We start from the raw sequence: 15,351 nt of genomic DNA, 5'->3' as shown, positions 1-15,351 counted from the left end.
TTGAGTTTATTTGTTCTCAATCCCACAAGCTAACCAATTGTGGTATTTATTATGGCCGTCAATTGTTTTTTAAAGCTAAGAAAATAATTGGTAAGTATGACCTAGAAAAAGAGTACAAATCAAATAAATATTATCAAGTTTTGCATTCACAGGCAGCACAGCAAATACTAAGGTCTGTCGCTGAATCTTTTAAGTAATTTAAGGAGTTAGACAAAAAATACAAAAAAGGCAATCTGCATTTTAAACCAAGGGTTCCTAGCTATCGTAAAAAAGATGGTTTAGCAATGGTGACTTATCCCAAGCAAGCTTTAAGAATTGTTGAGGATAACATAAGAATGCCTCTGGAACTGTAAAATGATGATTTAAATTAGACAGTTTTTTGATACCCATGCCATCTAAGTCTACAGTTTTCAGATATCAAACAATTGAGAATACTACCACACAATCAGTGTTTTTATGCTGAGTTTGTTGATCAAAAAGAGATTGTAATTCAACACAAGTTAAACCCTAAGAACGTCTTGGGTGTAGACTCCGGAATTAATAATTGGTTAAGTTGCGTTTCTAACGTTGGTACTAGCTTGATGATTGATGGGCGTAAGGTTAAAAGCCTTAACCAGTGGTATAATAAACGGGTTTCCACTCTCAAAGAGGGCAAACCCCAGGGTTATTCGGATGAGCAATTAGCCCACATCACAGAAAAACGTAATCGCCAGATGAGAGATGCAGTTAATAAAGCTGCAAAAATGGGGCGTTGGTGAATCAAGCTATGAAACCTAAATTTAGCCAAATAAATATAAAATGCTTTTCAGTTAATAGTAGAGTCTAAGCTAGGTAAAACAACACAATCATTCGTACAAATTCCCACAGCTAAACTTAAAGAATGAGTTAAACAACTGTGCCTTGAGTATGGGATTAAGTTTGTTGAAACTGAAGAGTCATATACCAGCAAGGCTAGTTTTCTAGATGGCGATTTTCTACCTACTTTCGGTGAAAAACCTGAAGGGGAGTCAGCGCATTGCGGGGTTCCCCCCGTTGTAGCGACAGCCGTTGGAAACCATCAGGGAAACGAGTTAAACGTGGGATATACCACACTGGTAAAGGTTTGTGGGTCAAAGCTGACTTAAATGGTGCAGCGAATATACTTGCCTTCGGCACGCTTCGTGAACGTAAAGTAGAGACACAACTAGATCTAAGCCTAGTCAAGGTCTGTAGGCAAGTTTTAACCCTCGCGCTCCAGATTTCCTATCTGGGAAACCAAAACTAAAAAAGCTACCAGATTTGGCTTTAGCCCCTAATCGTAGCAACAGTTTAGAATCCCCGCGCTTAAAAGCGCGGGGAGAGGTCAAACCCCTTGAAAATTCACACAAGTACACAACTACAAATGTACTCATCAAGAAAATCAACAAAGAGTGTAAAATCTTATTTTAGAAGTCTCAGTCTTAGAATAGACCAAAAGTCAAGGATTTCTCAATTGGTAAAGTAGCACCAATACCCAACCACAGAGTTACTGCTGTACCAAACAAGAAAACAGCAGTAGCTACTGGACGACGGAAAGGGTTTTGAAACTTATTGACACTTTCAATGAAAGGAACCAACATTAATCCCAGAGGAATAGAAGCCATTGCTACAATACCCAACAACTTATTAGGTACAGTACGCAGAATTTGAAACACTGGCCAGAAATACCATTCAGGCAGAATTTCTAGAGGTGTAGCAAATGGGTCTGCTGGTTCGCCAACCATAGCAGGATCTAGTACCGCTAGACCTACACATAAAGCAAATGTACCAACAATTACGACTGGGAATATATAGAGTAAGTCGTTAGGCCAAGCAGGTTCACCGTAATAATTGTGACCCATACCTTTAGCTAACTTAGCTCTTAATTGAGGATCACTCAGATCCGGCTTTTTTAAAGTGGACATAATCTTTTTTTCTCCGTAATCACCGAGAGCTAGTATTTGATTATTTTTGACACTATCACCACTAAATAAAAGATTATAGTGGGATATTCTTGCTTCACAGACTCTATAACTAGATGCACATAAACTCGTATCAAACAAGTTAAGTTGCATTTCTGTCAGACCATCTCTAGAAGCTTTATTTCTCCGTCTTTACCCTAAGTAAACCTCAGGGCAGGCGTTTTACTTTTATTGGGCGGTCTGTCCCGCCACTATTAATCCTAATATTTCTGATGATTTATGCTATAGCTACATCATCACGATTCGTATAGGTTAACTTACAAAGGTCCAGAGATACCTTGCTTACGAATCATTAAGAAATGCAATAACATAAATACTGCAATTAGCCAAGGTAGTACAAAAGTATGAAGACTGTAGAAGCGAGTTAAAGTTGCTTGACCAACACTTGTACTACCACGCATTAGTTCTACAATGAATGGACCAACAAATGGAATGGCATCAGGTACACCAGACACAATTTTTACAGCCCAGTAACCAATTTGGTCCCAAGGTAGAGAATAACCTGTAACACCAAAACTCACGGTAATTACAGCCATAACTACACCTGTTACCCAAGTAAGTTCCCGGGGTTTCTTGAAACCACCTGTGAGATAAACTCGGAAAACATGAAGAATCATCATCAGCACCATCATACTGGCCGACCAACGATGGATAGAACGAATTAGCCAACCAAAGTTAACCTCAGTCATAATATATTGAACTGATGCCAGTGCTTCTGTTACTGTTGGCTTGTAGTAGAAAGTCATAGCAAACCCAGTAGCAAACTGGATGAGGAAGCAAACCAAAGTAATACCACCCAAGCAGTAAAAAATATTTACATGGGGTGGGACATATTTGCTGGAGATATCGTCAGCGAGCGCTTGAACTTCTAAGCGCTCATCGAACCACTTATAAGCTGCTGAATCAGTTACCTGTTTTGTGAACATGAAGCCAAAAATCCTAGATGAATATTGCTGTTTTTTAATCGATGGTTCTGGGTAGTTAGGAAGATATACTTACCTCAAACCTTTAACCAGCAATACAAAATATCATACCAACTGGTAAAGCAATTCACAGACAAGTCTACCTTAACTTTAAGAAATAAATATTCATTCTTGTCTACCCTTCAGTTAAAAAATTTAACATAAGTGGATAAATTTCATCAAGTTGACGCTCTGTGCTCCAAGGAATAGTCAAATATTCCCCTAGACGCTCAAAACGACTATTGACTTACCAATACTGCAATTGCGCTTACTTGTTAATTTTTTACGCTTTCCGAGCCCATCACGATGTCAGGAACGATACGCTCAACACCCTGCTGTTACTTGCTCGTATAGTGGTTTCATACTATGTACGTTCGGTTCTTTGTTCCAGGAATTTCACCTTACTAGGAATGCCTCAAAGCGTAGATGGTTGTTCTTATTTGCTTGGTTCAATTATATCATTTTATACTGCGGATAAATCCGCACGAGTCGCTTTTCGACCCTGTCTTAAAAGAAGAGGGCTACCAAGCTCCTGATATCTTAACGTGTCAGCTTTGATAAAGTTTGAGATATTAAGTATTTTTGATTTATACTGTAAATTTTACCCAATAATGCTATGAGGCAATAACTTTTGTATTTATGAAAAAAAGATTTATTCGAATTATATTTCTATTAATATTACCAGTGATTCTGAGTGGTGGATTTTGGACATCATCTGCATCAGCACTGACAGAGGAACAGAGTTTATTGGGCGAAGCTTGGCGGATAGTTAACTTGGCTTATGTTGATGATTCTTTCAATCATCAGAATTGGTGGTTTGTACGTCAAAAATTGATTAAGAAACCCCTGGAGAACAGAGACGATACTTATAATGCCATTCAGGAAATGTTGGCAAGTCTGGAAGACCCCTTCACCAGACTTCTCAAACCAGAACAATACAATAATTTGCAGGTCAATACCTCTGGAGAATTAACAGGAGTGGGTTTACAAATTGCTTTGGACCCTCAAACAGGAGAACTAATAGTCATCTCTCCCCTGGAGGGTTCTCCTGCTGAAGCTGCTGGTATTCAACCTCGCGATCGCGTCCTCAAAATTGATGGTCAACCAACTTCTGGATTTACTTTGGATGAAGCTGCCAATAGAATGCGAGGTCCAGTTGGTTCTTCTGTGGTATTGACAATTTTGACAGAAAGCAACGACCAACCTCAAGAAATTAAACTAATTAGGGATACTATTGAAATTAACCCAGTCTATGCTGAATTAAAGTCTGGCCCGGAAACAGGAAAAATTGGTTATATTCGTCTGAGTCAATTTAATGCTAATGCTGCGACAGAAGTCAGCCAGGCAGTAGAAAGTTTTGAGCAGCAGGGGGTTATTGGTTATGTGCTTGATTTACGCAATAATCCAGGTGGACTATTACAAGCTGGCATAGAAATTGCTCGTCTATGGTTGGATGATGGTACTATTGTTTACACGGTTAATAGACAAAGATTTCTTGGTAGTTTTTCTGCTGATGGACTAGCTATAACTGATGCTCCGTTAGTTGTATTAACTAATCAGGGAACTGCTAGTGCTAGTGAAATTCTGGCAGGTGCTCTTCAGGATAATGGCCGTGCTTTGTTAGTAGGTGAAAGAACTTTTGGCAAAGGATTAATTCAGTCTTTGTTTGATTTGTCTGATGGTTCGGGATTGGCCGTGACGGTGGCCAAGTATGAAACACCAAACCATACAGATATTAATAAACAGGGAATTATGCCTGATGTTGTAGTAGAACAAGACCCGATTTTGCCTTACCAAATTACTACAGAAGCTGACACACAATATCAAGCAGCAGTAGAACTTCTCGCATCTGAAATTGTATTAGCAAATGCAGCCTAATTGACTTTTTATCAGTATTTCAGTATGGGGAAATATTCAGAATTTGTGTTTCGACATAATATTCATAATTACTTCAAAAAGCTGAAAGTTTTGTACAAATTATAAGTAGAGTATCCCTAATCCAAAACTCTAAATACTATCAGAGAATGTTGAAAGAGCTCGAGCGGCTATAATTTTATATTTATCTGATTAGCTGAGTAGGCACACTTATGGGTATAGTCTCCTCTTGAATCTTAAATTTTAGCGTGTATCCTAGCTACTTTAAACCGGGCTTTTTGATAATTATTTGACCCAAAGGTTTTCCTAGATAGAGACTTTTGAGCTAACCTTAATTTTTTGTGCAACTTGTTGAGATTTTTAGGATTAGCTACTTTGTTTCCATCACTGTCAGATAATTATCTTGATTCCTGATAGGTTAATACCCACGCGCGTCAACGTCAATGTCAATGGGTTTGGTGGGGTTTACAGCAATTTTCATTTAAGTGGACTACAAAATTCTTTTTGCCCAAGGGAAGGGAGGAGTAGTAGGGGGTAGGTAGGGACGTTGCATCCAACGTCCCTAGATCCTAGAAAAATACTTTGGCCACTGTAGTCTATGTGAAAACTATTATAAATCCCCATCGCTCCCATTATCAGTCGTACTTTAGGGGTGTTAACTTAAGTTTTGCCCTAGCTTATACTAACTACTTCTTCCATTAGAGCTAGTAGATTCTGAATTTGGTTTAACACCATTATCTTCTAGCCAAATTATCGGTATTTGATGACGGCCTACTCGGTTGCTTTGCTCTTGCATAATACTTTTGGCCTGACTAGGATCGAAATAACGAGTAAAATCTGCTTTCTCTTGATTAAGTCTTTCAGTTGTGGCTTCAATTTCAGATTCAATTACTTGTAGCTTTTCTTGAATAGATTGGTAATGAGGCCACAATTTCAAGAAAGCTGATGTTACAAAAACAGAAATTACAATATTAGTAAATAATTTGACTGTAGTTTCAATTGTTATTCCTAGATAAGAAGACTTGATTCTTTTGGAAAATATTTGAGGTTTTACCTGAGTAGGAGTGTTGTGAGAAACTGGTGAAAATGTTACAGGTTTAGTAGCTTGCATAATTTTGTCAAGATAGCTTTATCAATTATAATAATATTTTTATATTTAGATATTAATCTATCGATTGAGTTTACATTTAAGATTTCAAAATAAAATTAAATATTTAAGTAAACCGCGATTAGTGTGAACAGGTAAAGGTGAAAGCTAATTAAAAATATTGTTGTTGAAAAAATGATTTAACAATATTTCACAACTCATCAAAAAAGACTATAGTATGAAAAATCAGATCAATAATTTGTTAGTATTTGAATTTGATTTTAATTACCTTTGGTTTTCACAACAAAAACATTTTTTGAGTATTTCTATTCCATAAAAAATCTGTCCCCACAGTTTTTGCTATAGTAACTTCTCAATCATACTTAGTTTTGCTAAAAAGCAAAAATTTGAATGTATCTTGAGAAGCAACTGTTAGGACAGATTTAGATTTTGATAATTGACCGATATTTTACTTGTACAACTCAGTTGAGAGTCGGAATGCTAAGATTCCTGGGATGAGAGCAATTACTAGAGCAACTAATACTTGAGTATCAGATAGAGGCATAGTTCAAAACTCCTAATGTTTGTATTTGTACTTTGCAGTTAATTTTCCATATTTTACCCGTAATTGGCAAATTCACAACTTGAAACAAACACTAATTTTTCTTCCTCTTCCGCACTAACCGTTTCATCTGTTTAGTTTTAGGGTTTGCATTTATCTTAAAATCTCATCAAATTCTTAATATAAGTAAACAAAAATTAACAAAAAAAATAATTTTCCAGAATGAATATAGAAATTAATCAAACTACTAAGTACCTACAGAAAATTAATTACATATTCTTGACAATCTTTGTCAAGCACTTTTTTGAGATAGTTAAGAAAGCTTGGACAGTTTTCGCTCTCGCCAACTTTAATCCACTCATACTTAATAAATTTCCAGAGAATTTCGATTAAGTTGTGCGAATGATGAGTAAGTTGGTAACCAAAATATCTCTAATTTTTTTTCTATTCTGATAATTTTTCGATCATTTTATTGCTCCTATGGATTGAAGTTCGATCCATAACTACAGAGCAAGAGGTTGATGAGGTACAGTAACAATAATTTGTAAACCAGTTTTAAAATGCTGGGGGTTGATCAAATTTAAGAAGTATATCTCATTTACTTGTGCTGTAAGAGCTGATTTATCAAGTAAATATTAAGAAGATAAATACTTTACAGTGTAAGAGTTTGACACTATCTAAACCCCAAGGTCATAAATTTTGAAAAACCCATGCTAGAAAGGGATTTCAGCTCAGTTTACAAATCAGCTCTAAGTACCTGTGCAAAATTAATTTAACATTTGTAGAAACGAGAGAATATATTTGTGTGCTTGAGTAGTAGATATAAAAATAATTTTTCCTTCTTATTTAACCTGAACATCAAATATACAATGAATTTTGCTTGGCTACTTAGATATATTTTCTCAGACTAACGTTTATTCAAAGCCTATTTAAAGTCGCTATATTAGTGAGAGTTATTAAGCAAATAATAGTTTCTTCAGAATAGTGAATAATTGATCTTTTAAGTGTTGGTATATTTATACAAGATAGGGATTTTTCAAACAAATACTCCTGCTAAATTTAACAGATCAAGTTAAAATTCATTGAGATTTAAATATGGTATTAAAATAGTTAGCTCTCTAAATTAGGGAGCTAACTCATAGACATATATATGAGACAAGAAAAATTTTCTCTATTTCTCTATATTATTCAACAATCCAAGGAGTTAAAGTTGGCTGCCATGATACTAACTCTTCCTCTTTAAACCAAAGACTAATTTCAGTTTGAGCAGTCTCAATCGCATCAGAACCATGTATTAGATTACGGCCAACACTAATTCCATAATCACCACGAATTGTACCAGGTTCAGCACTCAAAGGATTAGTTGCCCCAATAATTTTTCTCGCAGATGCCACAACCCCTTCACCTTCCCAAACCATTGCTACTACAGGGCCAGATGTAATAAATTGTATTAAGCTTGGAAAAAATGGTCTTTCTTTATGAACTTCATAGTGTTTTTCAGCTAGTTCCTTACTTACACTCATAATTTTTAGACCAACTAGGGTAAAACCTTTTGTTTCAAAGCGACTGATAATTTGGCCTACAAGTCCTCTTTGGACACCATCGGGTTTAATAGCTATGAAGGTGCGTTCCAAACTGATACTCCTCAAAAATTTTCTGAATACACAATACAGATTAACCTGATTTGACGCTCTGCTGTACAATACCTACACAATTCCGGCAAAACTCGGTAAAACCTGGTAATGCCAGTCAAAGATGTTTGCTTCTTGCTTCAACCTGGGAGGCCACCCTCTTCCAGTTCACAAGCGTAAATTCGGGTACAGCCTACCCTATTAAATTGATTAATTTCCCCATACTGAGATAACAACAGTGCAGCATTCAAGTCGCGGTCTATTCTCATTCCACAGTGAGGACAATTCCCCGGTGCGGTCTTTTAACTTTAATTCTTGATTAATACGACCACAACTATGACAAGTTTTGGATGATTGAAACCACTGGTCAGCTAGCACTACTGTCCCACCATAGCTTACGATTTTGGTTGTCAATCGTTGTTGAAAAATACTCTCTATATCCCCATCTCTTTTTAAATAGGTCTCCAATGGGTTAGTATGAGAGTAAACACTACCTGTACTATAGTGCTATAGTTTTTGCCTACTACATCTAGCGCTAATGCTTAATTATCCGAACTTACCAATAATTAAGTTACAATTATTGCAATCTTAGTATATTAAAAGTAAAACACATCATGGATTTACAGTCAACTATAAATCAAAATACTTCTGATATTTCAAATAACACATCATTAACTAATACTTCTAAAACAGAAATCGAGCGGATAAACTCTCAACAAAAAAAAGTATGGACTATTGAAGATAGTGAGAAATTATATAGAATTGAAGGATGGGGTAATCCCTATTTCTCAATTAATTCTGCTGGTCATATTACAGTTTCTCCTAAAGGCGATCTAGGAGGTTCAATAGACCTATTTGAACTGATTGAATCTATTAAACAAAGAAATATAGGATTGCCTTTAATTATTAGATTTTCCGATATCCTTGAAGATAGAATTGAGCGCTTAAATGCTTGTTTTTCTAAGGCGATCGCTCGTTATAAATATAAAAATATTTATCGTGGTGTATTTCCAGTAAAATGTAATCAAAATCGTCAATTAGTAGAGGAAATAGTTAAATTTGGTAAGCCTCATAAGTTTGGTTTAGAGGCAGGTTCAAAACCAGAATTATTAATTGCTATAGCTACCTTGAATACGACAGATGCACTAATAATTTGTAATGGTTATAAAGACCGAGAATATATTGAGACAGCAATGCTAGCTCAAAGATTAGGAAAAACACCAATAATTGTGATTGAACAGGTAGAAGAAGTACAGTTAGTAATAGAAGCTAGTCGAAAACTGAATATTAAACCAGTAGTAGGAGTTAGAGTAAAACTCAGCACTAAAGGTATCGGTCGTTGGGCAGGAACTACAGGCGATCGCGCTAAATTTGGTCTTGGTATTCCAGAAATAATTCAAGTTGTTAATCAGTTTAAAAATGCAGATATTTTAGATTCTTTGCAGCTCTTACATTTTCATATTGGTTCTCAAATTTCTTCAATTAGTGTAATTAAAGATGCTATTAGAGAAGCAAGTCAAATTTATGTAGAATTAGCTCAACTAGGAGCTAATATGAAATACTTAGATGTAGGTGGTGGTTTAGCTGTTGATTATGATGGTTCAAAAAGTAAGTTTTATGCTTCCAAAAACTATGATATGCAGAACTATGCTAATGATATTGTGGCAGAAGTTAAAGAAGCTTGTGAAGAGAAAAATATATTACCTCCAATATTAGTAAGTGAAAGTGGCAGAGCTGTTGCATCTCATCAATCAATTCTTATTTTTGATGTTTTAGGAGTTAGTCAAGTTCCAAAAGAAGAACCTGAAATTGTGGGAAAAGACGAGCATTTAATTCTACAAAACCTCTACGAAACTTATCAATCTATTAACAAAAATAATTACCAGGAAGCATATCACGACGCAATTCAATTCAAAGAAGAATCTATAAGTCTATTTAACTTTGGATATCTTAGTATTAGCGATCGCGCCAAAGTAGAACAACTGTATTGGGGATGTTTTCGGAAAATTCAAGAGATATTAAAAGGTTCTGAATATATTCCAGATGATTTAGAAGAACTAGAAAAAATTATGGCATCTATTTATTACATTAATCTTTCTGTTTTTCAATCTGCTCCTGATAGTTGGGCGATTAATCAATTATTTCCAATTATGCCTATTCATAGGTTAGATGAAGAACCTACAGAAAGAGCTATATTAGCTGACCTTACCTGCGATAGTGATGGAAAAATTGAGCAATTTATTGATTTACGAGATGTCAAGTCATTATTAGAATTACATCCTCTTCAAACTCAAGTTAGCGATAAATCTTCTCAAGAATTCGCCAGTCAAAAACTAGAAAATTCCCCAAAAGAAATTGCTTCTAATTTTAAACCTTACTATCTAGCAATGTTTCTTGGAGGTGCTTATCAAGAAATAATGGGTAATCTACATAACCTATTTGGTGATGTTAATGTTTTGCATATTAAATTAACCCCTTCAGGTTACAAAATCGAACACGTTGTTAAAGGTGACACAATGACAGAAGTATTAAATTATGTTCAGTATAATTCTGATGGTTTAGTAGAAAGTATTCGTCGTCAAACTGAGCAAGCTTTACAAGAAGAAAAAATTACTATTAAAGAGTCGCGAATGCTGCTGCAAAATTATGAGAATAGTCTCAGCAGTTACACTTATCTAATCTAAGGGATGATTTGGATCGGAAAGACTACTAAAAGGAATTAAAAAGCAAGAAGGAAGAAGTTATATTATGTCCGGTTAAATACTTATAAATAAAGATGAAGGAGTCATGAGTCAGGAGGGAAGAATAAGGAAGAGAAGAAAAAAGTTTTTCCTGAGCGCTATTAAACGGACATGATATTAAGAGTAAATTTCAGACAATTACTTCACAGAATTCAAAAGTCAAAAAAAAGTTAATCAACCTCTTTCCCTCTTCCTTCAACTTAAACTCTACGAACTAATATCAAATCCCCTAGCATTGATATAATTCAGTATTTAGTAATAAGAGTTAATATAGTAGGAGTAAAATACCTTTTGCCCATACTAACTTTAGGAATTATACTACTCAGAAACTAATATATAGAACTTTGTAGAACGATTAGGTAAAATGCTCAAAGCAATAAGCAAAGATAAAAATGAAATCTTATTATTTACTCAATACTTTTACTCTTTTACTGTACCAATTAAGGATTGCTGATTAAATCTCAAAGCATTTATAGATAAAGGTTTTAGCCTTTTTAGAGCGAAACAAAGTGCAATTTTTTAAGCTTGAGCGAGCAAAAAGTTAGGATTTTGGGCTAACTATGGCAAAAAAAATAAAGGGATAAATATATCCGACTACCTCCTCTAAATTCCCCGTTCCTCCTTACTCCTGACTCGTTCCTCAAACCCCAATTAGTCGTGCAAAGGGCAGCAATTGAAATATAGCAGTCGAAAGAAAGGTTAAGACATATCAAAACCTTAAAACTCAGACAATGCCTGATTTTTTCAACTTCAGTCCTCTCCTAGATAACTAATCGCCTAGATAACTAAAGGCCTTCTTCCTTCTTCATTCTTACTTCTTACTTATGTTATAAACTTTAGAAAGTTGAATGAAGCAATTTACTTATTTTTCTTGACAATAACAAACAGTAGCTAAACCGTTTAGCTTGTTATTATCTCCCCTAAAAACTTCTGAGAATTAGGTTTTTTATTGTTTTCACAGTTTGAATCTATTAGAAATTGCCACTTCTTTCTGAATAATCCAGTAGTGACTTTACTGATACAATACTCCGCAAACAGCGGCTGTACAGCCAGGAAAATATTGCTCATATACTATTGTGGATATAAACTATATTCTGCTAATTTCTAAAATTTAAACTCAATAAGTGAACAACTCTTGTTTCCTAGAATTCTCATCTATAGAAGAGGTAACACACAGTCAAAAAAATTATCAACCCTTCCTTCTTCATTAGAAATTAACCACCATTTTCTTGCAAAAAATCCTTAATATCTATATGTTCTTGAGGAGGATCAGGATGACGAGTATCAGTAATTAGCCAATCAAGAGCAGCAGCTTGAACATCAATAGATGCTCCAGTCTTATCCACACAATAGCGACCAAATACTAACTTATCAATCAAACGAATTCCTGGGCCTAAGCGAGAATACTCAAAAATTACACTGCTATTAACAGTAGCTCCACTACAAATCCAGCAATTCGGACCAATCATGCTCGGCCCAACAATTTTTGCTCCATCTTCAATTCTGGTCATACCACCGATATATACAGGCCCTTGGATATCCACCTTATCCCAGTTAACCGCTACATTTAAGCCTGTATAAATTCCTGGAAATACCTCCTTACCTGGAATAGAAACATTTTTGACTTGCCCCATAAGTACATCATTAATTGCTCGCCAGTAGTCTGGAACTTTTCCAATATCCACCCATTCAAAATCCATTGCCACACCATAAAACGGCGCTCCTATCTCCACCAACTTGGGAAATAACTGACTACCAATATCAAATTCAACACCAGACGGAATATAATCAAGCACTTCTGGCTCAAAAATATAAATACCAGTATTAATATCGGTACTAAGAGCTTCTTCAACTTTTGGCTTCTCCTGAAAAGATTGAATTCGCCCTGTTTCATCTGTCACTACAACACCATAACTAGAAACCTGTTCGCGAGGAATAGATTTCATAATCACGGTAGCCATAGATCCTTTTTCTTTGTGCCACTTGAGTGCTGCGGTCAAATCCAAATCTATCAAAGCATCACCACAAAGAACTATAAAAGTATCATCAAAGTAAGGATAAAAGTCTTGAATTCGCCTCATACCACCAGCAGAACCCAGTGCCTCCCCAATCAAGTTTCCATCCTCAATTCGTCCTTCAAAAGAATAAGCAATATCTACCCCAAACTTTTGACCATCACGAAAATAATCCTCTATTTCCTTTGCTAAATGGCTAACATTGACCATAATTTGGTTAACACCATGTTGACGAAGCAACTCTACCAAAAATTCCATTACTGGTTTTTGCAGAATAGGAATCATTGGTTTAGGAATGCGATAAGTAATTGGACGAACACGAGTTCCTTTACCGGCTGCCAGAATCATGGCCTTCATTTAAGTTTCCTCCACCTTTGAAATATCAAAAATACTTATATCTGTGTTTTCAATTAACACAATTCACTCCGTTAAAATCTCAGATTAACAGAGAGAAGAGCAAAATGAGAATTTTTCACTTTCCCTATTTAAAGGTAGATCGATAAATTTTTATCTACCAATATTTTATTTATCTTTGGCTAAACATTGAACTAATGGACACATTTTTCTCGCTGATATATAAATAAATACCGGAGAAATAATTTTCCTTGGATGTTTTCTAATTTTCAGCTTGATGGTTTTAATTTAACTAGGAGGAAGTAAGAAAGAGGGAAAAAAGAAGAAGGTTGAGTAATATTTTTGACACCGTGTAACCTGATCCTTAGGTAGAAGCTTAGGAGAGCAAGGGGGTCAATCTCCAACTTTTTAAATTAGATTAAATATCGTTATGGACTAACCACAACTATATGCTGTCAACTTCTTTCCTACTTCTTACTTCTTTTAAAGATAGAGATTTTAAGTGTACATCATTATACTACGCTTTTTTTTCAGAGAAAAGTTAATAAATAAGAGTTTTATTCAGATATAAATTAAAGTTCCAAATTTTGAGTTTTAGGAAAGAAGGCATTAAATATTCTTCTCTAAAACCGATCGCCCCTCGGAAGTGGATTAAATAGTACGGATTCTAATATCTTGATAAAATTCTTCTTGGGATAATTCAACTTTAGATTGAGCAGAAAGGAGTAGTAATGCCCAAAATACACCTACTCGGTCAGAGTTAATTTGGACATGAGTCTGCTCATTTTCAGCTTTAGACTGTAATACTGAAGACCACAATTCCAAAAGGCGATCGAATTCAAAGCAACCTTCACTGCTCTGTGATGATTTTTCTAGAAGGAACTTTTCTAAGTCACTAGCTGTATCTACTAAATTTTCCTGGTGGGCTAATTCTGCAATTGCTCTAGCTGCTTGCTCTCTTGCTTTTGAGCTAGTTTTGCGAATACGGGGACGTACTTTTCTATCTTCTATAGTAGATTTGATCAGTTGTAACTGCTCGATTAATTCTTGAAGGGTGACTCGACGTTTGCGCTGAGAAGGAGCAACAGCACGACGACGCAATTGTTGTTCTAATTTCAGTGGTATTTTTGGTGTTTCAAAAGTTTCTGCTTCTGGAATTTGGACTTCTTCAGATATCTCTGAATTTGTTTCAGATGATTCTGAATTAGCTAAGTGATCTGCTTTTAGCCATACTAAAATAGATGCGTATAAAAATGCTTGGCCTGACTGAGACAAATTTGTAAAGTCATCACTTGCAGAAATATTTGATTCAGGAGTTAGTTTACTTAAGTAGCGGTCTATTACGTCAATTACTTGAACATCCCAAGGATTAATTTCTCCCTTTTCTGCTAAGTTTGTGAGTAAAGCAATTCCTTCTGAAACTGTTTCTGAAACTTGAGGAACTCCAACTGTCATGTCTGTAGTTTTTTCCTATACTTTAATATAAAATATAAATAATTCTCAGATTAATTTGTAAATTTGTTAACCTAAGAACTCGCACTTTCTAGTCAGCGCAGGACTATTGAGAGTAACTAATTTGAAGATGGCAAAAGTTAGTGCCGCTACGCGGAAGTCAAAATTAAAAAGTCAAAAGTATTGATTTGTAATTGTTTTAGGATTTTGTAACTGGTCAGTTATTTCCGCCATCCTGCATTAGTATTATGTAAGCATTCAGCCGTCAGCCATCAGCCATCAGCTATCAGCTATTAATTTTGGGGAAGGTAAAAATAATTGAGAAATTGAGACAGAATAAAAGTTACTGTTAAAGTTCCCTCCCTAAATCTTAGAAGTAAAGTTACTGTTAAAGTCCCCTCCCTAAATCTTAGAAGTAATGAATAATTAGGGTTTGCTGATAGCTGACTGCTAATAGCTGAATGCTTACAGTATGATTTCAATATAAATATTCAATGGAATAACATTTCAATCAATCTCAAGCTATATTTTTGCTACTTTAACTAATTAAGTTTTTTATCTTTTCTTTTGCAAGTTTAATACTCCACCGTCACTTGCGGTGATTAAAATTGCTTGGGGTTTGTAGACACGAAGTGGCGTGTCGAAGACTATCCCCATGTAATTTTACCGAATAATTAAGGTTTAAAGCCTCTC

At 35.3% G+C, this 15,351-nt stretch carries 12 protein-coding genes and 1 pseudogene; 3 read left to right on the top strand and 10 right to left on the bottom strand.

Features of this window, described 5'->3' with window-relative positions; translation table 11 throughout:
* Positions 1 to 425 precede the first annotated feature (425 nt).
* Complete coding sequence (locus tag F6K18_RS12560; RefSeq protein WP_287521190.1) at positions 426 to 758, top strand: transposase; 333 nt, start codon at positions 426 to 428, stop codon at positions 756 to 758.
* 220 nt (positions 759 to 978) lie between these two features.
* On the opposite strand, the gene F6K18_RS12555 is transcribed toward F6K18_RS12560, so the two are convergent.
* The 3 genes from F6K18_RS12555 to petB all read right to left on the bottom strand — a co-directional run bounded on the left by F6K18_RS12555 (position 979) and on the right by petB (position 2,905).
* Positions 979 to 1,203 (bottom strand): hypothetical protein, encoded by a 225-nt coding sequence (locus F6K18_RS12555; protein ID WP_287521188.1) that lies wholly within the window; start codon positions 1,201 to 1,203, stop codon positions 979 to 981.
* A gap of 236 nt (positions 1,204 to 1,439) precedes the next feature.
* A complete protein-coding gene (gene petD / locus F6K18_RS12550) occupies positions 1,440 to 1,922 on the bottom strand; it encodes a cytochrome b6-f complex subunit IV (protein WP_124145046.1) in 483 nt (160 codons plus the stop codon).
* A 314-nt stretch (positions 1,923 to 2,236) separates the two neighbouring features.
* Entirely contained in the window at positions 2,237 to 2,905 is a 669-nt protein-coding gene (petB, locus tag F6K18_RS12545) for a cytochrome b6 (protein WP_124145008.1), read from the bottom strand.
* Positions 2,906 to 3,580: 675 nt separating this feature from the next.
* Between petB and ctpA the strand changes: the two genes are divergently transcribed.
* Positions 3,581 to 4,819 carry a carboxyl-terminal processing protease CtpA gene (ctpA, locus tag F6K18_RS12540; RefSeq protein ID WP_287521187.1) on the top strand — a complete coding sequence of 413 codons (1,239 nt, stop codon included), beginning with the start codon at positions 3,581 to 3,583 and terminating at the stop codon, positions 4,817 to 4,819.
* Positions 4,820 to 5,052: 233 nt separating this feature from the next.
* Here the strand turns inward: ctpA and F6K18_RS12535 are convergent.
* The 5 genes and pseudogenes from F6K18_RS12535 to F6K18_RS12515 form a co-directional block, all read right to left on the bottom strand.
* A pseudogene (locus F6K18_RS12535) lies at positions 5,053 to 5,196 on the bottom strand (transposase); the annotation flags it as partial.
* 302 nt (positions 5,197 to 5,498) lie between these two features.
* The gene (locus F6K18_RS12530; protein WP_287521184.1) at positions 5,499 to 5,927 is read right to left on the bottom strand and encodes a hypothetical protein; all 429 of its coding nucleotides are present in this window, start codon (positions 5,925 to 5,927) and stop codon (positions 5,499 to 5,501) included.
* A gap of 445 nt (positions 5,928 to 6,372) precedes the next feature.
* Positions 6,373 to 6,468: a photosystem I reaction center subunit XII gene (gene psaM / locus F6K18_RS12525; protein ID WP_071525264.1), complete on the bottom strand. Its 96-nt coding sequence runs from the start codon at positions 6,466 to 6,468 to the stop codon at positions 6,373 to 6,375.
* A gap of 1,181 nt (positions 6,469 to 7,649) precedes the next feature.
* Positions 7,650 to 8,099 (bottom strand): nucleoside-diphosphate kinase, encoded by a 450-nt coding sequence (gene ndk, locus F6K18_RS12520; RefSeq protein ID WP_124145004.1) that lies wholly within the window; start codon positions 8,097 to 8,099, stop codon positions 7,650 to 7,652.
* Between the two features lie 207 nt (positions 8,100 to 8,306).
* The gene (locus tag F6K18_RS12515) at positions 8,307 to 8,510 is read right to left on the bottom strand and encodes a zinc ribbon domain-containing protein (protein WP_287273581.1); all 204 of its coding nucleotides are present in this window, start codon (positions 8,508 to 8,510) and stop codon (positions 8,307 to 8,309) included.
* Between the two features lie 200 nt (positions 8,511 to 8,710).
* Here F6K18_RS12515 and speA point away from each other — a divergent pair, with 200 nt between their 5' ends.
* Positions 8,711 to 10,780, top strand: a complete 2,070-nt coding sequence (gene speA, locus F6K18_RS12510) for a biosynthetic arginine decarboxylase (RefSeq protein ID WP_287521181.1) — start codon at positions 8,711 to 8,713, stop codon at positions 10,778 to 10,780.
* A gap of 1,271 nt (positions 10,781 to 12,051) precedes the next feature.
* Here the strand turns inward: speA and F6K18_RS12505 are convergent.
* Both F6K18_RS12505 and F6K18_RS12500 read right to left on the bottom strand, forming a co-directional pair.
* Entirely contained in the window at positions 12,052 to 13,209 is a 1,158-nt protein-coding gene (locus F6K18_RS12505; protein ID WP_124145001.1) for a sugar phosphate nucleotidyltransferase, read from the bottom strand.
* Between the two features lie 648 nt (positions 13,210 to 13,857).
* The gene (locus F6K18_RS12500) at positions 13,858 to 14,661 is read right to left on the bottom strand and encodes a segregation/condensation protein A (RefSeq protein WP_287521180.1); all 804 of its coding nucleotides are present in this window, start codon (positions 14,659 to 14,661) and stop codon (positions 13,858 to 13,860) included.
* Positions 14,662 to 15,351 lie beyond the last annotated feature (690 nt).

The organism is Okeania sp. SIO2C2 (assembly GCF_010692625.1).
Classification (GTDB): Bacteria; Cyanobacteriota; Cyanobacteriia; order Cyanobacteriales; family Microcoleaceae; genus Okeania; species Okeania hirsuta.
This window is presented reverse-complemented; position numbering and strand designations above follow the sequence as displayed.

Bases quoted from the DNA above. Each gene is read 5' to 3' on its own strand.
- petB (WP_124145008.1), bottom strand. From the start codon at position 2,905: ATGTTCACAAAACAGGTAACTGATTCAGCAGCTTATAAGTGGTTCGAT.
- ctpA (WP_287521187.1), top strand. From the start codon at position 3,581: ATGAAAAAAAGATTTATTCGAATTATATTTCTATTAATATTACCAGTG.
- petD (WP_124145046.1), bottom strand. From the start codon at position 1,922: ATGTCCACTTTAAAAAAGCCGGATCTGAGTGATCCTCAATTAAGAGCT.
- F6K18_RS12505 (WP_124145001.1), bottom strand. From the start codon at position 13,209: ATGAAGGCCATGATTCTGGCAGCCGGTAAAGGAACTCGTGTTCGTCCA.
- F6K18_RS12500 (WP_287521180.1), bottom strand. From the start codon at position 14,661: ATGACAGTTGGAGTTCCTCAAGTTTCAGAAACAGTTTCAGAAGGAATT.
- speA (WP_287521181.1), top strand. From the start codon at position 8,711: ATGGATTTACAGTCAACTATAAATCAAAATACTTCTGATATTTCAAAT.
- F6K18_RS12530 (WP_287521184.1), bottom strand. From the start codon at position 5,927: ATGCAAGCTACTAAACCTGTAACATTTTCACCAGTTTCTCACAACACT.
- psaM (WP_071525264.1), bottom strand. From the start codon at position 6,468: ATGCCTCTATCTGATACTCAAGTATTAGTTGCTCTAGTAATTGCTCTC.